Raw genomic sequence first — 22,190 nt, 5'->3', positions numbered from 1 at the left:
CTGTTTTGTCATGATTGACCGCGGCCGCCCGGGCTGTCGCGGCCAGTGGAGAGTAAACGTATGAGCACGGGCGATTTCCCGATCTCCGCCGCCATACCGCGTCGGGCCCTGGTTACGGGGGGCGCTACGCGGCTGGGCCGGGCCCTGGTGCTGGTCCTGGCCAAAGCGGGTTTTGATGTGGCCATCCATTACCGCGACAGCGTTGCCGCGGCGGAGGAAACCCTGCAGGACGTGCGCGCGCATGGCCGCCGGGGCGGGCTGTTGCAGGCCGACCTCGCGCGGGAGGAGGACGTGCAGCCCCTGATCGAACGCGCGACCCAGTTGCTGGGCGGGCCTGTCGGGGTGCTGGTGAACAATGCCTCCACCTTCGAGCGGGACGAATGGGACGACGCCACGCTGGAAAGCTGGATGCTGCATATGAAGCCAAACCTGCGGGCCCCTTTTGTGCTGACGCAGAATTTCGCTAAAACCCTGCCCCCCGATGCCGAAGGCATGGTGCTGAACATGCTCGATGAACGCGTCTGGTCGCTGACCCCGCATTTCATCAGCTATACCGTCTCCAAAAGCGCGTTATGGACGCTGACGCGTACGCTCGCTCTGGCTCTGGCGCCACGCCGTATCCGCGTGAACGGTATTGGCCCCGGCCCCGCCTTGCCCAGCACCCGCCAGACAGAGGAACAGTTCGCCCGGCAATGCGCGTCCGTGCCGCTGGGGCGGGGGACTTCCGCGCAGGAAGTGGCGCAGGCCGCCCTTGCCCTGCTTGCCCTGCCCTCCGTAACCGGGCAGATGCTCGCACTCGATGGCGGACAACATCTGCAATGGTCTGCTCCCACCCCCACGGGCACCGTTCTGGAAGAATAAGATCATGGCTGTTTTTGCTCCCTGGGCGGAAGAGCCGCCCCTGCGTTGCCTGTTCCTGAAAAACATGGTGCTGGACGCCAATATCGGCGTGTTTCCCCATGAACAGGGCGTGACACAGCGTATTCGTGTGTCTGTCCATTTCGGGGTGGAAGACCGTACGGACCTTGAAATCGGGGCTGATGACCTCAGCCGTACGGTCTCGTACGAGCATGTGGTGGTTCTGGTGCGCAGAATCGTGCGGGAAGGCCATGTCAGGCTGGTGGAAACCCTGGCCGAACGCATTGCCGCGGGCGTTCTGGCCGATGCGCGCGTGCGGGTCGTGCGCGTGCGCATAGAAAAGCTCGATGTCTTCGAGGAAATCGAGGCGGTGGGCGTGGAAATAGAACGCAGGCCCACCCAGGGCTGAACCCCGTCTGACGCCGCCCGGCCCTGTCCGGGCGATGGGCTACGCGACCCGTGTGCCGTGTGCTACCACCCGGGCTGTCGCTGCGTTGGTGCGCGTATGGCCGCGTAACAGCGCCCTGTATGCCCCCTTGCAAGCCCCCGGCATGGCCCCGTACGGCGGCTGGGGACAAGGGGGCAGCCCGGAACAGGCTGCCGGGGAGAGTATTTTCCCCCGGCAGTTCCGTGGCTGGCCGCCCGGCTGGCTCCGCTGCGGGCTTTGACCGGCCCTCTGTGCTGGTCTTCCGGCCCGCCTCTGGTCGGGGTGCCTTGGTTGCCCCTTTGGTTGGGCCTGTGACCCGTCCTGCGGCTGGCCGCCATGGCGGCCAGTGATGTGTGCGGTGTTATTGCGGGTTGGGCGCGCAGGTGGAGGTTATGGGTTCATTGGCCATGACCGCCGCGGTAAACGCCGCCGAATCCTTCAGGGACGCCAGAACGGTCTGCGAATGATCCTGGCCCTTGTACACGTGGGACTGCACGATGGTGCCGGCCTGGCAGGCATCCTTGACCAGCAGCAACTGTCCTTCGGGGGCCACGTCCTTGTCGGTGGTGCCCGTGCCGACAAAAAGCGGCGCACTCAGCTTGAGCGTCGGGTAGGCCATGGCTTCCAGCACGGGAGCAAGGGCATGGCCGATTCCCGGCTGGAAGGTGTTGGCCCGTGTCAGCCCGTCAGCCTTCACGACGTCCAGCAGCCCGGTCAGGCAGATCTGTGATGCGGCATGGAAGGCGTTCATCGCCTTGGGGGTAAAGGCGTCCGCCGGGTTGAAGGAGGGGTTGATCCCCGCTTCGGACGCACCCATCAGCAGCGCATAGGCCACGACCGGATCGGTCTCGCCTTTGGCGGATGTCTTCTTTGCAGGTTTGCCGGCATCCGCCAGCAGCGCCTGGGCGATCTGCGGCGTCATGTAGGGGATACCGGTGGCCACCGTGCCGCGAATATCCAGTGCGGGGGCATAGGTCGGGGCATAGGCCGCGGCGGCAAAGGCGGCGCCCGCACCCTGGGACTGCCCGACGATCAGCACTTTCTTGTTCAGGTCCGCAAGGCCTTTCTGGGCGGCGCGTACGCTGTCGAGCACGCTATAGGCTTCCGCCCGGGCGTTCAGGTAGGGGTGCACGCCGTCCGACCCCAGGCCCTGGTAATCCGTGGCCACGATCACGAAGCCCCGCTTCAGCCATGCGCTCAGGTAGGCGACATTGCGGGCGGAGGGCGGGTTGCGTGACGGCGCGCAGGCATTGGCGATACCGACCGTGCCATGCGCCCAGGCCATGATCGGCCAGCCCCCGGCCGGGGCCGGTCCCGCAGGGTAGATGACCTCGCCCGTAACCGGCACAAGCCCTGTTCCCGTCACGCCATTGGTCGACAGGTAGGTCACGCTCAGGGACTTGCCCGCGCCGGGAATGCCGTAGGCGGGGTCAAGGGGCGCGGTCTGCGTCAGCGTGCCGGGTGTGCTTGTGGCGTCAAGCCCGGTCTGGTCGGGCAATGGCGCGCTCTCGCATGCGGCGAGGCAGAGCAGGGCCACGGCGCTCAGAAGGGGGGGGAGGCATTTCATGATCATGAGACTCCGGGTGACAGAACGGAAAAGGCAGGACACCACCATTTCCCGTGGCACTCCAGCCCTGTTTTTTCCGCTCCCGCCCACGGGGGTATGCCCCGGTGGGGCGGACCATCCAGCCCCGCGGGGCATCCGGGCTGGTTTGCGTGGCCTGTCCATGGGGGGATGCGGCAGGTGCCGGGCCCTGTGCACATGGGCCGGTAGCCTCTTGGGGCGGCCTGCAAGGTGGCGTGTGGGAGTGGTCATTTAGGGGGCCTGAGGGGGCGGTCGCGCGGGCACAAAAAAACCCGCCAGCAGGCGGGTTTTTCGTGTCATGTCATGCACATATCACATCATGTGCAGACGCTGCTCAGGATTCGTGGTCTTCCGAATCGGTGCTGACATCGATGTCCGAGCTGATGTCGTCGTCATCGTCATCCAGATCGGCGGTGTCTTCGAGCACGTCGTCGTCATTGTCGTCATCGTCCTCGGTGTCGAGATCGATATCCTCTTCATTGGACTTGACGGGGGCAGCCGGAACCGGGGTGGCGGCGTAGCTGTCCATGCTGCGGCGCAGGCGCGGCACCAGGGGGGGTTGTTCCGTACCGCATTTGGGGCACACGGCGGGGGAATGGTGCAGGTCGTAAAAGCGGGCACCGCAGGAGACGCAGACGCGTTTGGTGCCGAGATCGGGCTGGGACATCTTGCTACCTGTCGATCCTGAACAGACATTGTGGGGGCAACACCCCCGAACACGGACGATTCCGTAAGGCTGCGCACGGGCGCGGGAATCGACCAGACTATAAGGCGACGCCAAATGCCACTGTGTTCGCGCTTCTGTCAAACCCGAGTTTGGGTCCGGTGCGTATTTTCTCTCCCGCGCGGCAGGTTTTATGCCCCCGGGCGGATTGACTTGCACCCTTCAACGCCGGAATGAGGGGGGCATGACACACGCTTCCTCTCCTTCCGCGCGCCCGTTGCGGGTGGCCCGTGCGACAGCGCCGCTGACCGGCGCCATTCGCGTGCCGGGCGACAAGTCCATCAGCCATCGCGCGCTCATGTTCGCCTCTCTCGCCAGGGGGGAAACCCATATTTCCGGCCTGCTGGAAGGGGAGGACGTGCTGTGCACGGCGGCCGCCATGCGCGCACTGGGCGCGCAGGCCGTGCGTGAGAGCGAGGGGTGCTGGCGTGTCAGCGGGCCGGGTATCGGCCAGTTGCGCGAACCCGACACCGTGCTGGACATGGGCAATTCCGGCACGGCGGCCCGGCTTCTGTCCGGTATTCTGGCCAGCCACGGCATGACATCGGTCATGACGGGGGACGCCAGCCTGCGCCGCCGCCCCATGAAGCGGGTCATGGACCCGCTGGCCCAGACCGGCGCCACGTTCCTCGCGCGTGAGGGCGGGCGGCTGCCCATGGCCATTCGCGGCCTGGCCGACCCCCACCCGCTGGACTACCGGTTGCCTGTGGCGTCCGCCCAGGTCAAATCCGCCGTGCTGCTGGCCGGGCTGAACGCGGCTGGCCAGACCCGGGTGGAAGAACCCGTGGCCACCCGCGACCATACCGAAAACATGCTCCGCCATTTCGGGGCCACCGTCACGGTTACGCCCACGGCCCAGGGCGGGCGTGTGATCGTGCTGGAAGGCCGCCCCGATCTGGTGGCGCGCGATATTGTCGTGCCGGGGGACCCGTCCTCCGCCGCGTTCCCGATCGTGGCCGCCCTGCTGGTGCCGGGCTCTGACATCGTGATTGCGGGCGTGGGGCTGAACCCGCTGCGCACGGGGCTGTTCACCACCCTGATCGAGATGGGCGCGCAGCTCGAGATCGGGGCCGAACGGCTTGAAGGGGGCGAACCCGTGGGGGATCTGCACATCCGGGCATCCGCCCTGCATGGGGTGACCGTTCCGGCCGAACGCGCCCCCTCCATGATCGATGAATACCCCGTTCTGGCCGTGGCTGCCGCCCATGCCACAGGTGTTTCGCGCTTTTGCGGGGTCGAGGAACTGCGCGTGAAGGAAAGCGACCGCCTGGCCGCCACCGTCGCCCTGCTTGAAGCCAACGGCGTGCGCACCGGTGTGGAGGGGGACGACCTTGTGGTGTACGGCACAGGCAATGCCGTGCCCGGCGGCGGGCTGGTGCGGACCCATATGGATCACCGTCTGGCCATGAGCGCATCCGTGCTGGGGCTGGTCGCGCAAAAGCCGGTCGAGATCGATGATACTGCCTTTATCGACACGAGTTTTCCCGGGTATCTGGACCTCATGAACGCGCTGGGTGCGGGGTTCGTGGCATGAACCCGCCATGGAGCACGCCTGCGAATCGGGGTGGGCCGGTTGTCGCGGTGGACGGGCCGGCGGCGGCGGGCAAAGGCACGCTGGCGCGCTGCCTGGCCGATGCGCTGGGCCTGCCCTATCTGGATACAGGGCTGCTGTACCGCGCCGTGGGCCGGATCGCCCTCGATGCCGGGCGCGACCCGGCCCAGCCCGCGCAGGATATCGCGCAGGCCCTGCTGACTGCGGACCTGCAACGCCCCGACCTGCGCGTGGCCGAAGTCGCGCAGGCGGCCAGCAAGGTCGCGGCCCAGCCTGCCGTGCGCGCGGCTCTGGTCGACACGCAGCGCCGTTTCGCCCTTGACCGGGGTGCGGTGCTGGACGGGCGCGATATCGGCACCGCCATTTTTCCTGACGCGGATGTCAAACTGTTCATTACCGCATCCCCCGCCACGCGGGCCATGCGGCGCTTCCTGCAAATGGGCGGGGACAGCACCGCCCCGGACTGCGCGGCCCGCCTGCATGAGATGGAGGCCGCCCTGCGCGCGCGTGATACGGCGGATGCCAGCCGCGACGTGGCCCCCATGCGCGCCGCAGCCGACGCGCATGTGATCGAAACGGACACGCTGAGTGCTCAGGCCGTGCTGGCCGAGGCATTGCGGATAGCCCGCGCGCGACTCGCCATCATCCGGGCCTAGGCCACCGCCGCTCCGGTGCCGCGGCGGTGAAGCGGCGGGGCCGGGGGCACGCGGGTTACGTGTCGCATCCATGCCAGGGTCCGTTTCAGGGCCGCCTCAGGCCCGCTTTGGGCGCTTTTGGTATAAAAAAAGCAGGTCTGGCCGGGTGCGGGTGCAATCCCGGGCGGGTGTGGGGCGTTCTTTTGGAGCCAGCCTGTCGGTTTGAGTTGACAAACCCGGTCTGCGGGGTCTCTGTGCAGAGCAGAGAACGGCCCGGCAACGGGCTGGCTCGCCTGAATGCCTTATTCAGGACTGTATCGTCTGGTCCGGCAATGCGACCGCGGGGGATGGCCCCCGACGGTCGGCCCGGGCAAGCCGTGCCGCAATGCGGGGCGCAGGAACGCCCGGCCTGGCGTATGGTTCAGGCTGGCGCAAGGTTAACTTTTACACATGGCTTCAGCCACTACCCAGACCGCGGACCATTTCCGTGGCGAAGATTTTGCTACCCTCCTTGACGAAACCCTGGGCCGCGATTCCGGCTTTGACGGGTCCGTCGTTCGTGGCCGTATTGTCCGCCTGACGGATGACTACGCGATTGTCGATGTCGGCCTGAAGAGCGAAGGCCGCGTGGCCCTGCGCGAATTCGCACCGGCCGGCGCCAAGCCCGAAGTCCAGCCCGGCGACGTGGTGGAACTGTATGTCGAACGGTATGAAGACCGTGACGGCAGCATTGTCCTGTCCCGCGAGAAGGCCCGCCGCGAGGAAGCCTGGACCAGCCTGGAAAAGGCGTTCGAGGCCAACCAGCGCGTGAACGGCACCATCTATGGCCGCGTCAAGGGTGGCTTTACGGTTGATCTGGGCGGCGCCATGGCGTTCCTGCCCGGCAGCCAGGTGGACATCCGCCCCGTGCGCGACGTCGGCCCGCTGATGGGTATGCCCCAGCCCTTCCAGATCCTGAAAATGGACCGTGCGCGTGGCAACATCGTTGTCTCCCGTCGTGCCGTTCTGGAAGAAACGCGCGCCGAACAGCGCAGCGAACTGATCCAGGGCCTGACCGAAGGCATGATCCTTGACGGCGTGGTCAAGAACATCACCGATTACGGTGCGTTCGTTGACCTGGGCGGCGTCGATGGTCTGCTGCACGTGACCGACATTGCCTGGAAGCGCATCAACCACCCGTCCGAAGCGCTGCAGATCGGCCAGCCCGTGCGCGTGCAGGTGATCCGCTTCAACCCGGACACGCAGCGTATTTCCCTGGGCATGAAGCAGCTTGAGGCTGATCCGTGGGAAAACGTGGCGCTCAAGTATCCGCCGGGTGCCCGCTTCTCTGGCCGCGTGACCAACATCACCGATTACGGCGCGTTCGTCGAGCTGGAGCCGGGTGTCGAAGGTCTGGTGCACGTGTCCGAAATGTCCTGGACGAAAAAGAACGTCCATCCGGGCAAGATCGTCGCCACCTCCCAGGAAGTGGACGTGATGGTTCTGGACGTGGACAGCGCGAAGCGTCGTATCTCGCTTGGTCTCAAGCAGGTTCAGCGCAACCCGTGGGAACAGTTCGCCGAAGAGCACAAGGTGGGTTCCACCGTCGAAGGCGAAATCCGCAACATCACGGAATTCGGCCTGTTCATCGGCCTGTCCGCGGACATCGACGGCATGGTTCACATGTCCGACCTGTCCTGGGACGAAGCTGGCGAAGACGCCATGAAGCACTTCGAAAAGGGCCAGGTCGTCAAGGCCAAGGTTCTGGACGTGGATGTCGAGAAAGAGCGTATCTCTCTCGGTATCAAGCAGCTTCAGGAAGACCCGGCAGCCGACGCGCTGGCCAGCATCCAGAAGGGCAGCATCGTGACCTGCATTGTCACGGCCGTTCAGGCCAATGGCATTGAAGTGAAGGTGGACGACGTTCTGAGCGGCTTTATCCGCCGCGCCGAACTGGCCCGTGACAAGGCCGAGCAGCGCCCCGAGCGTTTCGCTGTTGGCGAACGCGTGGATGCGAAGGTTGTCACCGTCGACCGCACCGCCCGCAAGGTTGCCCTGACCATCAAGGGCCGCGAAGTGGAAGAAGACAAGCAGGCTATCAACGAATACGGTTCCGCCGATAGCGGCGCCTCCCTCGGTGATATTCTGGGCGCGGCCATCCGCCGCCGCAACACCGACGGCGAAGGCTGATAAACAGCACGGGCCGGGCCGCGTGCCCGGCCCGTGCCCCGCCTTGGTTGTCAAAAAAATGGCGCCCCATGTGGGCGCCATTTTTTATGGTGGATAGCCAGGATCTGTCCGGCTAAGGCCCGTTTGAACACAGCCCGGAAAGTATGAAGGTTTCTGGTGAAGCTTTTTTCAAAAAGCTTCAGGCAACGCCGCCTTCATGAAAATAAAGACGGCGCTCGGAACCTTTGTTTTTTAAGTCGGAGACGCTTACAGGCAGGCCGCCTCAAACGCGGCGAAGGCGCGGGCGCGGTGGCTGATGGCGTTTTTCTCGGCCTCGCTCATTTCCGCAAAGCTGCGGGTTTCCCCTTCGGGCTGGAAAATGGGGTCATAGCCATGCCCGCCGGTCCCGCGTGGGGGCCAGACGATCTCGCCATTGATCCGGCCTTCAAAGCTTTGCGTGGTGCCGTCGGGCAGGGCCAGGCACAGTACGCAGACAAACCATGCCTCGCGCTCATCCGGGCCGATCCCTTCCTCGATCCGGGCCATGGCGCCGGCAAAGTCTTTGTCCGGCCCGGCCCAGCGGGCGGAATAAATGCCCGGTGCGCCGCCCAGGGCCGATACGCACAGGCCGGAATCATCGGCCAGGGCGGGCAGGTTCGCAGCTTTTGCCGCCGCCAGCGCCTTGATGGCGGCATTGCCCGCGAACGTGGTGGCGGTTTCCTCGGGTTCAGGCAGGCCCAGTTCCCCGGCGGAGACGACTGTAATGCCGAACGGGGCCATGAGCGTGGCAAATTCCGCCAGCTTGCCGGCGTTATGGGTTGCCAGCACCAGCCGGCTGCCATGTGCGAGTTTATGGGGGGGCATGTCAGGGGGTCTCCGCTTTGGTAATGGCCGCCATCTGGGCTTCGAACAGGGTGGTGGTGCCCGCGCGGGCCAGGGCCAGCAGGCTTTCGAACGCGTCATGCGTGAAGGGGGCAGTTTCCGCCGTGGCCTGAATTTCCACAATGCGGTTATCGGCGGTCAGCACGAAATTGGTGTCGGCCGCGGCTGCGCTGTCTTCGGCGTAATCCAGGTCCAGCACAGGGCCGGCTTTTGTCAGCCCGCAGGACACGGCGGCCACCTGCCCGCGCAGGGGCAGGCGTTGCAGCACCCGGTTGGCGACCAGCTTGCCAAGGGCCAGACGCAGCGCCACCCAGGACCCGGTAATGGCCGCGCAGCGCGTGCCGCCATCGGCGTTCAGCACGTCGCAGTCCAGTGTAATGCAGATTTCGCCCAGGGCGTTCAGGTCGGTCACGGCGCGGAGCGCGCGCCCGATCAGGCGCTGGATTTCCTGCGTGCGGCCCGACTGCCTGCCTTTTGCCGCCTCACGCGGGCCGCGCGTATGGGTGGCGCGGGGCAGCATGCCGTATTCCGCCGTGACCCAGCCGCTGCCCTTGCCACGCAGGAAAGGCGGCACGCGGTTTTCCACACTGGCGGTGCAGAGCACTTCGGTCGCGCCCACGCGGATCAGGGCCGAACCTTCGGCATGGCGTGAAAACCCGGTCTCGATCACGATGGGGCGCATCTGGTCGGGCAGGCGACCCGATGGGCGACCAGACGGGCGATCAGACGGGTGAGCGGGAGAATGCTCGGAATGACCGGAATGATCTGGCGCAGGCATGGCCGGGGGCTGGCCTTGTGGGGGCATGGTGTCTTCCTTGCAGGTGGCGTCTTGCAGGTGCGCCTGTATAAAATGCCCGCCACACATAAAATATTTGCAGCCGGAGCAAAACCGCGCATGAAAACGTCATAAGGTGGAAACGATGAGCGCATGAAGGGAGCCGTGTTGCCATGAAGCGTGGTCTGCTGCCAGCCAAAGCCGCCCTGCCGCCCGGACTGGATGTGCGTTCGGCCACCATCCTGCGCGAGATCGTGGAGGAATACGTGGCCAGCGGGGAGCCCGTGGGCTCGCGCACGCTGGCGCGCAAGCTGGGCCAGCCGCTGTCTTCGGCGACCATCCGTACGGTCATGGCGTCCCTGACGGAAGCGGGGCTGCTGTTTTCGCCCCATACGTCGGCCGGTCGCCTGCCCACGGAAAAAGGCCTGCGCCTGTTCGTGGACGGGCTGCTCCAGTTCGGTTCGCTGTCCGAGGACGAGCAGAAGGTCATAGGCCATTCGCTGGAGGCCCGTGGCCGTTCGTTGCAGGATACGCTGGTCGAGGCGTCGTCCCTGCTGGCGGGCATGTCGGATGCGGCGGGGCTGGTGGTCGCCCCCAAGGGGGAAGGCGCGATCAAGCATATCGAATTCGTGGCCCTTGGCAGCAACCGCGCGCTGGTCATTCTGATGGGGGCCGATGGCCATGTCGAAAACCGCGTGATCGAAACGCCGGTGGGCATGCCGCCTTCTGCCCTGGTGGAGGCCGCCAATTACCTGAACGCGCGCGCCATGGGGGCGTCGCTGCCCGACCTGCGCACCCGTGTCAGCGCTGAAATGAAGGAAGACCGCACCGCACTGGACAGCCTGGCGGCCGAGGTGGTGGAAAGCGGGCTGGCCATCTGGAACGGCGGGCGGGGGGAAAGCGGGGGCACGCTGATCGTGCGCGGGCAGTCCCGCCTGCTGGCCGATGTGGACGGGCAGGAGCGCCTTGCCGCCATCCAGACCCTGTTCGACCGGCTGGAAGCGCAGGAAACCATGCTGCGCCTGCTGGAACTGGTGGACACGTCGCAGGGTGTGCGGATTTTCATCGGGGCGGAAAGCGGGCTGTTCGGCGCGACGGGCATGTCCGTGGTCATGGCTCCGGCCCGGAACGAGGCCAACCGGATCGTGGGGGCTATTGGCGTGATCGGCCCCACGCGCATCAATTACGGGCGTGTGGTGCCGGTGGTGGATTATACCGCCCGGATTCTGGGGGAACTGATGGGATCGACAGGCTAGCCCCGTGGTCCTGCGCCGTCCGAATTCCGCCACGATTATGGGCAGAATACGCAAGATGAGGAAGACGGCACGCCCCGCCAATGGTAAAGGACCGGTATGACAAGCACTTCGCCTTCCGGTGATCAGGGTTCTTCCTCCAGCCAAGACGACACTGCCTCCCCCCCCACGGGATCGACCACAGGGGGATCGACCACAGGTGGGCAGCCGCCCGCGGGGCCGCCCATGTTGCGGCGGCCGCGCTTTCGCTACTGGCGTGCCCTGCTGGGGGCCACGGCGGCGGTCATGCTGGTCGGGGCCACGGGAGGTGCCGTGGTGCTGTGGTCCCAGTATGAGGGGATCGTCGCGGACCTGCCCACCGTAGAGGGGCTGCAATCCTACCAGCCACCGGTCATGAGCCGCCTTTACGCGGGGGATGACCAGCTTGTGGCCGAACTGGCCAACGAACGCCGCATTTTCGTGCCCTACAGCGCCATTCCCGACAAGGTGAAGAACGCCTTTGTCGCGGCGGAAGACCAGAAATTCTGGACCCACAAGGGCGTGGACCCCGCCGCCATTATCCGCGCGGGCCTGACAGATCTGACACGGGGCAAGGGCCGTCGGCCGATCGGCGCGTCCACCATCACGCAGCAGGTGGCGCGTATCATGCTGCTGGGCACCAATGCGGTGTCCTTCCGCCGCAAGGCCAAGGAAGCGTTCCTGGCCATGCGGATCGAGCAGGTTCTGCCCAAGGAGAAGATTCTCGAAATCTATCTCAACGAAATTTATCTGGGCAACGGCGCGTATGGCATAGGGGCGGCGGCGCAGACCTATTTCAACAAGCCGCTCGACCAGCTTGACGACGCCGAGGCGGCGTTCCTGGGGGCGTTGCCGAAATCGCCGACCAACTACAACCCCGAACGCTTTCCCGACGCGGCACGCGGGCGGCGCAACTGGGTGCTGGAGCGCATGGCCGATATCGGCTCGCTCTCGCCCGAGGCGGCCCGGGCAGCGGCGGCCGAACCGCTGACCACGCGTAGCTTCACCCGGCCCGGCCCGGCCCCCGGCGCCGAATGGTTTGCCGAGGAAGTCCGCCGCGAACTGATGGAACGCTACGGCCAGGCGGTGACCATGCAGGGTGGGCTGGACGTGCACACCAGCCTGGACCTGCCGCTTCAGCGTTCGGCACAGGCTATTCTGCGGCAGGGGCTCATGGCCTATGACCGCGCCAATCGCGGCTGGCAGGGGCCGCTTCACCGCCTGCCCGGCATCGGACCGGAAACCGACCCCGCCCAGTGGCAGGCCGCGTTGCGGGGGATCGCGCCGCCGCCGGGCATGCTGGATCAATGGCGTCTGGCCGTGGTGCTGGACGGCGCAAAAGGGCGTGTCGGCTGGCTGGAAGGCAGCGTGGTCTGGCGCGGCGGTCCCAATGCCGCTGCCCAGATGGGGGCTGCCCAGGCAGGTGCGGTCCAGACGGGCCTGGTCCAGACGAAGGACCTGTCCTGGGCGCAGCGCGCGCACGGGCTGCGTAATGGCGATGTGGTGATGATCGAACCCCAGGCGGAAGGCAGCCGCGTGGGGCTGATGCAGGTGCCGCTGGTGGAAGGTGCTGTGGTAACGCTGAACGCGCGCACCGGGCGTGTGCTGGCGCTTGTGGGGGGGTGGTCCTTTCAGGCATCCCAGTTCGACCGCGCGACCCAGGCCCTGCGCCAGCCCGGTTCGTCCTTCAAGCCTTTCGTCTATCTTGACGCCATGGAGCAGGGTATTTCGCCCTCGCAGAAATTCGACGATTCGCCCGTATCCTACGGCACCTGGCACCCCAACAACTACGAAAAGGATTTCTGGGGCCCCACGACCCTGCATGACGCACTGCGGGAATCGCGTAACCTTGTCACCATTCGCCTTGCGGCCCATCTGGGCATGAAGACCGTGGCCGATACGGCGGTCAAACTCGGGCTGGTCGATTCCATGCCGCTGGTGCTGCCTGCGGCGCTGGGAGCCGTGGAAACCACGGTGCTGAAAGAGGCCGGGGCCTACGCATCGCTCGCGGCGGGTGGGCGCAGGATCACACCTACCCTGGTGGATGACATCCAGGACCGTAACGGCCGGGTGGTGTGGCGGTCTTCGGGGCTGTCGCTGGTTGCGGGGGCGCCTGTCGCCGGGGCCGTGGGCCCTGACGGCGTTGTCCAGCCCGGCGGGTTGCCGCCCGGTGCCCCCCCGCCGGTCATGGTGCCGGGGGCGAGTGCGGTGTCGGGGGGGGCTGCATCCGTCCTGCCCGGGCCGGATGACCTGCCGCAACTGCGCGACGACCGGCCCCGCATTGCCTCGGAAGAAAGCGCGTTCCAGATCACCACCATGCTGCAGGACGTTATCCGGCGGGGCACGGGCGTGCGCGCGGGGGAGGGGATTACCGTTCCCATCGCGGGCAAGACCGGCACCAGCCAGAATTTCAATGACGCGTGGTTCGCGGGTTACACGCCCGATATCGTCACGGTTGTCTGGTTCGGATTCGACACCCCCCATACGCTGGGCAAGAACGAGACGGGTGGGGCCATTGCCGGGCCGATCTGGAACAAGGTTATGAAAACCGCGCTGGTCGGGCGACCGGCGCTGGATTTTGTGCCACCCCAGGGGGTCATGCTGGTGCAGTACGATACGGGCCGGGGTGTCGCGACAGACGCCTTCAAGGACGGCCAGGTCGCGGGTGTGAGCATGGCTCTGGCCAATGTTTCGCAGGAGCTGACGGCGGCCGATACGGGGGCTGAAAACATGCCCGATTCCGAAAGCGACATGGCGGCCGGGGCCGGTGCGCAGGATTCGGCGGGCGGGCGCGACCTCTCGTCCGGGCCCAACAACGCCTCTCCTGCACCGTCCGGGGGTGACATTGGCATGGGCGGCCTTTATTGAAGGCGGAATGACGCGGCATTTCCGCTTTTTTTAAGATGTGATGGAGAACCGGCCCATGTCCGCCGAGACAGACGCCCTTAACGAACAGATCAAGCAGTCGGTGGCACTGCTGAGGAGGCATCTTTAACTGGGATGTCGCCCAAGACCGGCTGGCGGAACTGAACAACCGCGCCGAAGATCCCGAGTTATGGAACAACCCCGACGCCGCGCAGAAAATGATGCGTGAGCGCACCCTGCTGGCCAACCAGCTCGAAGGTGTGCAGACGCTTGAAACCAATGTGCGCGACACCTGCGAGCTGATCGAACTGGCCGAGGCGGAAGGCGATGCCGATCTGGTCAAGGACGGCATGATCGCTCTGCGCGCCCTGGCCGAGGAAGCCAAGCGCCGCGAGACCGAAAGCCTGCTGTCGGGCGAGGCGGACAGCAATGACTGCTATGTGGAAGTCAACGCCGGCGCCGGCGGAACGGAAGCCCAGGACTGGGCCGAAATGCTGCTGCGCATGTACACCCGCTGGGCGGAAGCGCACCAGTACAAGGTAACGCTGATCGAAAGTTCCGAAGGGGAGCAGGCCGGGCTGAAATCAGCCACCATTCTGGTGTCGGGCCCCAATGCCTATGGCTGGCTCAAGACCGAGGCGGGCGTGCACCGGCTGGTGCGGATTTCTCCGTTCGATGCGGCGGCGCGCCGGCAGACTTCGTTCGCGTCCGTCTGGGTCTATCCGGTCATCGACGATTCGATAGAAATCGAAATCAATGATTCGGACCTGAAGGTGGATACGTTCCGGGCATCCGGTGCTGGTGGGCAGCACGTCAACAAGACCGATTCCGCCATCCGTATCACCCATATTCCCACAGGGATCGTGGTTGCCTGCCAGACCGATCGTTCACAACACCGCAACCGCGCCACGGCCATGCAGATGCTGCGCGCACGCATGTATGAAGTGGAACTGCAGAAGCGCGAGGCCCAGGCCGCCGCGACCGAGGCCGCCAAGACCGATATCGGCTGGGGCCACCAGATCCGCTCTTACGTGCTGGCACCTTACCAGATGGTCAAGGATCTGCGCACGGGGGTGGAAACCTCCAACCCCGACGGCGTGCTGGACGGGGACCTGGACGCGTTCATGGCCGCGTCCCTGGCGGGCCGGGTGGGGGCTACCCGTTCTGAGGCCAGCGCCAGCGCCCAGTAAGGGCCAGTAAAGGCCGGGGCAGGCCCTGCGGGGCCGCATTATGTTAAGAATTGAAGGCAGTGATTGACTGCGGGGAGCGAAAAAAGGCAGGCTTTCCGCAGTCTGTTTTTTTTGTCCGGCGCAGACTAGGGTAATCCTGCGTGGGGGGCAAAAAACTATTTCGTGTCAAAACTGTGGATAATCGCGAATTCGTTATGGAACCCGCACGATTATTCCGATACATTCTTGACATCTGCCGTTTCAGATTGCCCAATCGTACCCTGGAAAGATGAATTGCCGGTGGTTGCATTACGGAAACAGAGTGGGTTTCCTTTTTGTTGCTGTAGTGGAATAATGATTGCGGGTGTCGTCTGTTCAGGTGACCCTAACTAGGAGGGCTGACAAATATGATTGACCGAGAGCAGCAGCAAGGCTCGGCAAATTATTCTGTCCGAGTGAGCGCTGTTGTTAGCATTGGCGCGCTTCTGATTGTGCTTCTGCTGCACGGTCTGGGGATTCTTGGTCTGATTCGTGGAATGGGCGGCACTGGTGAAGCTCCGCCCGAACCCCCGCGACCACCAATCCAGACGCGTGTTCTGCCGCCGCCACCGCCGCCGCCGCCGCCGCCGAACCCGCCGATGAGGCATGTGTCGCATGAGGTTCCCAAGGAGCCCACGCCGCCTGCCACGCGCACCAACCCAGCCCCTCCCGGGCCGGAAGTGCCGGATACGTCAGCAGGTTCCGTGCCGATGAACAACGTTCAGCCTGTCTATCCCCCCGAAATGGAGGACGACAACGTTGAAGGGCGTGTGACCTTGGTTTGCGACGTGGAAACAACAGGCAAGACCAGTAACTGTTCGGTGCAGTCGGTATCCGGCGGTCAGGCTTTTGCCCGCTCGGCACTCGATTACGTGCATCGGGCCCAGTACCAGCCTGCCGTGCGTAACGGTCAGCCCGTCAAAGAGCTGCACAAGGTTTACGTGATCAGGTTCCGGCTGGATAACTGATCTGGCAAACCGTCAGAACTGAACGAATTATTTATGGTGCCTGGTGCCGGGGCGTTCTTCCCGGACCAGGCTGCAGAAACGAGGATTTTGAGTGCGATGACCAGACTGTCCCGTTCTTCCGTTGCAGGCCTTGCCGTTCCCGCGCTTGTGCTTCTGATGAGCACGGCCGCGCCGGTGGCGGCTCTTGCGCAGGACGCTGCTCCGGCTGCTTCCGCCCCGGCCGCGCCTGCGCCTGACGCGGCGGCTCCTGCTCCCGCAGCCCCCGCTCCCGATGCGGCTGCTCCGGCTGCCCCTGCGCCTGACGCGGCGGCCCCTGCTGCACCTGCGGCTCCCGACGCGGCTGCTCCGGCGCCCGCACCTGCCGCCGACGCGGCTGCCGCTCCGGCTCCGTCCGAAGCGCCTGCCCCCGCCAAGGAAGAAGGCAATCCCTACGGTCTGGGTGCTCTGTGGTCCAACGGTGATATCATTGCACGTGGCGTGCTCGTTATCATGCTCATCATGTCGCTGGGCACCTGGTTCATCATGATCACGAAGTTCATCGAACAGGCCCGTCTGTTCGCTGCTGGCAAGGAAGCCATCAAGAACTTCTGGACCAAGCACAGCATCCAGGAAGGTGCGTCCGCCCTGGCCAAGACGTCTCCGTTCCGTTACATCGCCGACACGGGCATTGTGGCGGCCGACCACCACGAAGGCACGATGCAGGAATCCATCGACCTGCATAGCTGGACCTCCATGTCCATCCAGCGCGCCGTCAACAACATCCAGAACAGCCTCCAGAAGGGCCTCGCCTTCCTGGGCACCGTGGGTTCCACGTCTCCGTTCATCGGTCTGTTCGGCACGGTGTGGGGTATCTACCACGCTCTGACCGCCATCGGCATTGCCGGCCAGGCTTCGATCGACAAGGTTGCCGGTCCCGTCGGTGAATCGCTGATCATGACCGCCATCGGTCTGGCCACCGCCGTTCCCGCCGTTCTGGGTTACAACCTGCTGGTGCGCCGCAACAAGGGTGCGATGGATCAGGTCCGTGACTTCGCGGACGACCTGCAGAACATCCTGATCGGTGGCGTGCGTCATGGCGCGAACAGCGGCATCGTGGTGCGTCCCGACAACTCCCCCACCACCATCACCACTTCTGAACGGGTAGGCTGAACATGGGTATGCAAGTTGGCGGCGATAGCGGGGAAGACGACGTCGTCTCCGCCATCAACACGACGCCACTTGTTGACGTCATGCTGGTGCTGCTGATCATCTTCCTGATCACCATTCCGGTGGCAACGCATTCAGTGAAGGTGAGCCTGCCGAAAGACAGGAGCCAGGCCACAAAGACACAGGTCAACAATGTGGTGTTGGCGATCACGCCCGATGGTCGGGTATGGTGGGACCAGGTCCCCCTGCGCGACCGTGCGGATCTGGCAAGCCATCTGGACAAGATTGCGGTCCAGACACCGCAGCCGCAGATCCAGATCCGTGGCGACGCCAAGGTGCGGTATGAAGCTGTAGGCCGTGTGGTGGCCGCCTGCCAGGAAGCGGGCATCTATCACATCGACTTCATTACCGAGAAACCAAAATAGGCAGGACGGGTGCCGCGTACCGCGCGGCACCACCCTCCCGGCTGAAAAGAGAGTGACAGACCATGGGTATGAATGTCGGGTCGGACAGCACGACAGAAGACGAAGGCATTGTCGACATCAACACGACGCCGTTGATCGACGTCATGCTGGTGCTGCTGATCATGCTGATCATCACCATCCCGCTGCAGACGCAATCCGTCGCTATTGACCTGCCGCAAGGCAACCCGCCCCCCCCGACGGTTGAAGTGCCTGTCGTGACGCTGGCGGTCGATTTTGACAACAGCCTGACCTGGAACGGCCAGCCCATCGCCTCTGAAGACGAGTTGCAAAGCCGCCTGCAGGGTATTGCGCAGGGGCCGGAGGACATGCGGCCTGAATTCCATCTGCAGCCGAACAGGCTTGCCGATTATAAAACCGTGATTCATGTCATGTCCGATGCCCAGAGACTTGGCGTGACAAAAATTGGTATTGTTGGGCAGGAACAGTTTGCTTCCCCGTAAGCAACAGCTAAACAACAACAAGGTTTGGTAGAAATGGCTTCTCGTTTTTTGCGTTGTATCCTGTTTGCCGGTGTGGCGCTGACATGCATGCAGCCACTCGCGCACGCGGCGGATACGTTGAAACCCGACGTCGCCAAGGCGTTGCAGCAGGCTCAGACCGCTCTGGCGGCTCATAAGTTTGCTCAGGCCCAGGATGCGGTTCGCACGGCGGAGGCCGTCAAAGGCAAGACCGAATACGACGACTACGTGATCAGCCAGATGGGCGCTGCCGTGGCGACCCAGGCAGGCGACATGCCTGGGGCGGTTGCCGCGTACGAAAAACTGGTGGCGTCGCCCCGCACGCCGGCCAGCATGAAAACCCAGATGCTGATGTCCGAAGCCACAATGGCTTACACCGCCAAGGATTACCCCAAGGCGATTGCGGCGATCGAGCGTTACACGAAAGCGGCCGGCCCCAACCCGCAGATGAACGTGCTGCTGGTGCAGTGCTATTACCTGCAAAAAGATTATGCCGGGACCATCAAGGTTCTGAATCCCATGATCGCTGCGGACATCGCGGCAGGCCGCAAGCCTGCGGAATCCATGCTGCAGATGCTGGCTGCCAGCGCAACGGCGCTGAAAGATCCCGCCACGTCATCGCATGCTTATGTGCTGCTGGCCAAATATTACCCCAAAAAGGAATACTGGGCCCTGCTGCTGCATGACCTGGTGACCAACACAAAAATTCCGCCTGCCCTGCAGCTTGATGTCTACCGTATCCGCCTGGCGGCCGGAGACACGTTGCAGACCCGCGATTTCATGGAAATGGCCGAAATTGCGATGCAGATGCGCATGCCGCAACTGGCCCTGGATCTGATGAACCAGGGTTACAAGGCAGGCGTGCTGGGACAGGGCGCGGAAGCGCCGCGCCAGGCCAAGCTGAAAGCCATGATCACCCAGGCTGCTGCCGACCGGAAAGCGGCCCTTCCGGCCGATACAAAATCCGCCAAGGCTGAAAGCAAGGGCGATGAGCTGTTCCTGGTCGGCTACAACGCCGTCACCTTCGGCGACACGGCCAACGGTCTTGACCTGATGCATCAGGGTATTGCCAAAGGCGTGGTCGATCCGGGTGTGGCGACACTGCATCTGGGTCTGGCTGAAATGCAGGGTGGCAAGACGCAGGACGCGATCAAGACCTTGCAGAGTGTCCCGTCCAGCAGCAGTGCTTACGATATCGCCCAGCTTTGGGTTCTGAAACTGGCTCCGGCCCCAGCCGGAAAATAAAGCCGGTTTTCTGGCGCAGGACTGAAAAAGGCTGCCCTCGGGCGGCCTTTTTTATTGCCTTTGTAAATTGGCGAACATGATGGCTGTTCTTTGAGAGTAACTGTCGCATGCGGCCTTCGGGTTTGTGTTTCAGTCCATACGGAATGAGGGGGCGCATACCCGGCCCCCAGTGCACCCATCAGAGGCGACAGCACCGAATGTGGTGCGGGGTGGCAATAGGCGACCGAGTGTTGTCATGGGCATTGTGCTGAACGATCGGATCGTGTCCATCACGGCGCTATGCACTCCACACCCGTGCGCTTAACGCCATACTCAGCACACCAGACAGATCAATATTGATGAAAGTCCTGTCATAATGATAAAAACCACACGATTACAGAAGCATCCGTATTTTTTGTCACTGTGTGGGGTGTTGTATAGAATACAATAGAATTGTGCTTCACGCCAATCGATAATAGTATTTTGTCTGATCTGGCAGGTAAGCTTTCTTACGATCATCATGCAAATCTATATTTTGTCATTTTAATGATTCTATGTATTATAGCCGGGATTGTATTTGGCGTTATATATAATTACCTTTTTGTCAGCATCCCATATTCTGTCACGCAGCGGCTATCGTGCCTCTCCAGTCGCCACAAAAATATTGCGTATCTCATTACTGCTTCAAGTTGTCGTGACGGTGGTTCCAGGATTTTATGGCAATGAAACAGTCACAAATACTGTAATAAAAATAATCAATGCACTAGTTTTGGCTCTAATGCTGGATTTTATATATTTTATTGCTATCCGGCAAAAGCTTATAATTAGCGTATATTTTTGATCTATGGATTTCATTGTTTTTATGGCGTATCTTACGCTCGGTATTATCCGCACGAGTCCTATCGAACTATAAAGGTTTGCCTGCGGCGCTTTCCTGCAAACGCTCCTTCTCTCTTGGTCGGACCGCTAGGAGGAGAAGGTTTTTCCAACAACAGGACGATTCCCGACGGGCGCTCCATGGCGCGTTGGCATTGCTCCGGTATTCTGCTGGGGTGGCACGGCGCGCGGAACAGGCGTTCTGGTGTGGCTAATACGCGGGAAAACTGGCGATGCTGGCCCGGATGACATGTGTTCTATCGGGAACCGATCTCAGAAAATGACGGGCCGTATCGCGATTCAGTCCAGCGATCTGCGCGGTAGAAAAATGCGGTAATGGAGTGACTCACCCCTTTGGAGAGCAGACCGTAACGTTTGCTCTTTCTGGGGCTGCGTGGTCCGTGAGGTAGCGGGTGGCCCGGACTACGGCTCTGGGGCTCTGGGCATCGATAGGGACGTCGGGGTGGCAGAGAGAATTTGTGGCGATCTGGACCGCAAGGGGCGAACAGCCTGATGCAGGTGTCGCACTTTGCGGTCCTTGTTTACGGTGTTCGCCCGGTGCTGCAAGAACCCGGGCGGAGCCGCTAGGCCGGTTTGCTGAGCGGCGTCGCCGCATTGGTGACGGCAGGTGCCGTGCGTTCATGCCAGCCGCCGCCCAGTGCGCGGTATATGGTAATCAGGTTCTGGTATTTCGCCACGGCGACAGTGATCTGGTTCTGCTGTGCCTGCAGGAAATAGCGTTGTGATTCCAGTGTCGTCAGGTAGGAATCCGTCCCGGCATCAAAGCGCATGCGGGCCAGGCGATAGGCATCTCCGGCGGAGGTGACCAAAGCATCGGCCTGCTGTTTTTCGTCCAGATAGGCCTTGCGGCTGGCCAGTGCGTCCGCCACTTCGCGGAACGCGCTTTGCACGGCTTTTTCATAGGCTGCGACCTTGCCGTCACGCCTCGCTTTGGAGGCATACAGATTGCCGCTGTTTTCGCCCCAGTTCCAGATCGGAATCTGAAAAGACGGGTTCAGTCCCCAGGTTGTGGCGGCGGACGTAAACAGCTTGTGGAACTGAAGGCTTGAAATACCATCCGTCGCAGTCAGCGTAATACGCGGGAAAAAGGCTGCCCGTGCAGCACCTATGTCCGCCTGGGCCGCCAGCAGGCTGTGTTCGGCGGCGATGATATCGGGCCTGTCTTCAAGCACGTCGGACGGCACGCCAGCCGGCAGGTCCGCCAGGATCGTCTGGGCTCCAAGAGGCTGGGGGGCGGGCAGGTCGGCGGGGATGGGTGCGCCGATCAGCAGGCTGATCAGGTTTTCGTCCTGCGCAATTTTCTGCTGGGCGCTGGTGCGCAGTGTCGCACTCTGTTCAACCTGCGTTTCCGCCTGGCGTACGCTCAGCAGATTGCCTTCACCGTGGCGATAGGTGTCCTCGATCAGGCGCAGGTTGTCTTTCTGGTTGGCCAGTGTGCTTTCGGCCAGGGCCAGCGTTTCGCGGTCGCCCAGCCATGTGACATAGGCCGTGGCCACCTGCGACACCACGCTGATCAGCGTGCTGCGCATGGTCGCCACCTGCGAAAAGGCGCTCTCCGCCGATTCCCTGGTCAGGGAGCGGATACGGCCGAACAGATCGATCTCGTAGGAGGAAAAGCCGATCCCGCCCTGATAATAGCGGAACGTACCGGGATTTTTGCCCGAATCGAGACCCGGCGCGAAGCTCAGACCCGCGGCCTCTGACGGGCCCATATACATGGGGCCACCCGTGGCGTTGATCTTGGGGAACAGCCCGGCATGCTGCACGTCGTACGCACCCTGGGCTTCGGCCACGCTGGCGGCGGCCGAGCGCAGGTCGCGATTTTCACGCAGGGCGATGGTAATGAGCGCTTGCAGGCGCGGGTCGGTAAAGAAATCCCGCCAGCCCAGATCGTAGGCGCTGCGGGCCTCCTTTGCGGAACCGGTCGTCTGGTAGGCGGGCCAGGTCGTGGCCAGCGGCGGCTGGGGGCGCTTGTATTTCGGGATCATGGTGCAGGCCGCCAGCACCTGTGTGGCGGCCATGCCCAGCAGTGCGGCCCGAAGACCGCGCGCCCGGAGAGAGGAAAACGTAAAAGCCATGATC

The 22,190-nt window shown here is 63.5% G+C and carries 18 protein-coding genes; 13 read left to right on the top strand and 5 right to left on the bottom strand.

Going from position 1 to position 22,190, the window contains the following annotated elements; genetic code table 11:
• Positions 1–60 precede the first annotated feature (60 nt).
• Both ABF990_RS11365 and folB read left to right on the top strand, forming a co-directional pair.
• On the top strand, positions 61–861 hold the full coding sequence (locus tag ABF990_RS11365; RefSeq protein WP_415491414.1) for an SDR family oxidoreductase: 801 nt from the start codon (positions 61–63) through the stop codon (positions 859–861).
• Between the two features lie 4 nt (positions 862–865).
• Positions 866–1,267 carry a dihydroneopterin aldolase gene (gene folB, locus ABF990_RS11360; protein ID WP_415491415.1) on the top strand — a complete coding sequence of 134 codons (402 nt, stop codon included), beginning with the start codon at positions 866–868 and terminating at the stop codon, positions 1,265–1,267.
• Positions 1,268–1,646: 379 nt separating this feature from the next.
• On the opposite strand, the gene ABF990_RS11355 is transcribed toward folB, so the two are convergent.
• Positions 1,647–2,852, bottom strand: coding sequence for a lipase family protein (locus tag ABF990_RS11355; RefSeq protein ID WP_415500887.1), 1,206 nt, complete (start codon positions 2,850–2,852; stop codon positions 1,647–1,649).
• 352 nt (positions 2,853–3,204) lie between these two features.
• Complete coding sequence (locus tag ABF990_RS11350; RefSeq protein ID WP_415491417.1) at positions 3,205–3,537, bottom strand: TIGR02300 family protein; 333 nt, start codon at positions 3,535–3,537, stop codon at positions 3,205–3,207.
• A 190-nt stretch (positions 3,538–3,727) separates the two neighbouring features.
• Between ABF990_RS11350 and aroA the strand changes: the two genes are divergently transcribed.
• The 3 genes from aroA to rpsA all read left to right on the top strand — a co-directional run bounded on the left by aroA (position 3,728) and on the right by rpsA (position 7,950).
• Positions 3,728–5,128, top strand: a complete 1,401-nt coding sequence (aroA, locus tag ABF990_RS11345) for a 3-phosphoshikimate 1-carboxyvinyltransferase (protein WP_415500886.1) — start codon at positions 3,728–3,730, stop codon at positions 5,126–5,128.
• Positions 5,125–5,802: a (d)CMP kinase gene (cmk, locus tag ABF990_RS11340; RefSeq protein ID WP_415500885.1), complete on the top strand. Its 678-nt coding sequence runs from the start codon at positions 5,125–5,127 to the stop codon at positions 5,800–5,802. Before aroA ends, cmk begins: the two co-directional genes overlap by 4 nt.
• 429 nt (positions 5,803–6,231) lie before the next feature.
• Positions 6,232–7,950 (top strand): 30S ribosomal protein S1, encoded by a 1,719-nt coding sequence (gene rpsA / locus ABF990_RS11335; protein ID WP_415506617.1) that lies wholly within the window; start codon positions 6,232–6,234, stop codon positions 7,948–7,950.
• A 246-nt stretch (positions 7,951–8,196) separates the two neighbouring features.
• On the opposite strand, the gene rdgB is transcribed toward rpsA, so the two are convergent.
• Together rdgB and rph are read right to left on the bottom strand one after the other, a co-directional pair.
• Positions 8,197–8,793: an RdgB/HAM1 family non-canonical purine NTP pyrophosphatase gene (gene rdgB / locus ABF990_RS11330; protein WP_415491421.1), complete on the bottom strand. Its 597-nt coding sequence runs from the start codon at positions 8,791–8,793 to the stop codon at positions 8,197–8,199.
• Between the two features lies 1 nt (position 8,794).
• The gene (gene rph / locus ABF990_RS11325) at positions 8,795–9,616 is read right to left on the bottom strand and encodes a ribonuclease PH (RefSeq protein WP_415500975.1); all 822 of its coding nucleotides are present in this window, start codon (positions 9,614–9,616) and stop codon (positions 8,795–8,797) included.
• A gap of 143 nt (positions 9,617–9,759) precedes the next feature.
• Here rph and hrcA point away from each other — a divergent pair, with 143 nt between their 5' ends.
• The 8 genes from hrcA (at position 9,760) to ABF990_RS11285 (ending at position 19,232) form a co-directional block, all read left to right on the top strand.
• Entirely contained in the window at positions 9,760–10,842 is a 1,083-nt protein-coding gene (gene hrcA, locus ABF990_RS11320; RefSeq protein WP_415491422.1) for a heat-inducible transcriptional repressor HrcA, read from the top strand.
• A gap of 222 nt (positions 10,843–11,064) precedes the next feature.
• Complete coding sequence (locus ABF990_RS11315) at positions 11,065–13,725, top strand: penicillin-binding protein 1A (RefSeq protein ID WP_415491432.1); 2,661 nt, start codon at positions 11,065–11,067, stop codon at positions 13,723–13,725.
• 55 nt (positions 13,726–13,780) lie between these two features.
• A protein-coding gene (gene prfB, locus ABF990_RS11310) for a peptide chain release factor 2 (RefSeq protein WP_415491423.1) occupies positions 13,781–14,912 on the top strand; the annotation gives its coding sequence in 2 pieces (ribosomal slippage) (positions 13,781–13,849 and positions 13,851–14,912; 1,131 coding nt in all).
• Between the two features lie 386 nt (positions 14,913–15,298).
• Entirely contained in the window at positions 15,299–15,898 is a 600-nt protein-coding gene (locus ABF990_RS11305) for an energy transducer TonB (protein WP_415506616.1), read from the top strand.
• Positions 15,899–15,994: 96 nt separating this feature from the next.
• Positions 15,995–17,047 carry a MotA/TolQ/ExbB proton channel family protein gene (locus ABF990_RS11300; protein ID WP_415491425.1) on the top strand — a complete coding sequence of 351 codons (1,053 nt, stop codon included), beginning with the start codon at positions 15,995–15,997 and terminating at the stop codon, positions 17,045–17,047.
• A 2-nt stretch (positions 17,048–17,049) separates the two neighbouring features.
• A complete protein-coding gene (locus ABF990_RS11295) occupies positions 17,050–17,469 on the top strand; it encodes an ExbD/TolR family protein (protein WP_415491426.1) in 420 nt (139 codons plus the stop codon).
• 62 nt (positions 17,470–17,531) lie between these two features.
• Positions 17,532–17,969 (top strand): ExbD/TolR family protein, encoded by a 438-nt coding sequence (locus ABF990_RS11290; RefSeq protein WP_207845253.1) that lies wholly within the window; start codon positions 17,532–17,534, stop codon positions 17,967–17,969.
• 33 nt (positions 17,970–18,002) lie between these two features.
• Positions 18,003–19,232: a tetratricopeptide repeat protein gene (locus ABF990_RS11285; protein WP_415491428.1), complete on the top strand. Its 1,230-nt coding sequence runs from the start codon at positions 18,003–18,005 to the stop codon at positions 19,230–19,232.
• A 1,439-nt stretch (positions 19,233–20,671) separates the two neighbouring features.
• Here the strand turns inward: ABF990_RS11285 and ABF990_RS11280 are convergent.
• The gene (locus tag ABF990_RS11280) at positions 20,672–22,186 is read right to left on the bottom strand and encodes an efflux transporter outer membrane subunit (protein WP_415500712.1); all 1,515 of its coding nucleotides are present in this window, start codon (positions 22,184–22,186) and stop codon (positions 20,672–20,674) included.
• Positions 22,187–22,190: the final 4 nt, after the last annotated feature.

The organism is Acetobacter sp. (assembly GCF_047723915.1).
Taxonomy (GTDB): Bacteria; Pseudomonadota; Alphaproteobacteria; order Acetobacterales; family Acetobacteraceae; genus Acetobacter.
Note: the sequence above shows the minus strand (reverse complement) of the source record. Positions and strands in the feature narration are given on the sequence as shown.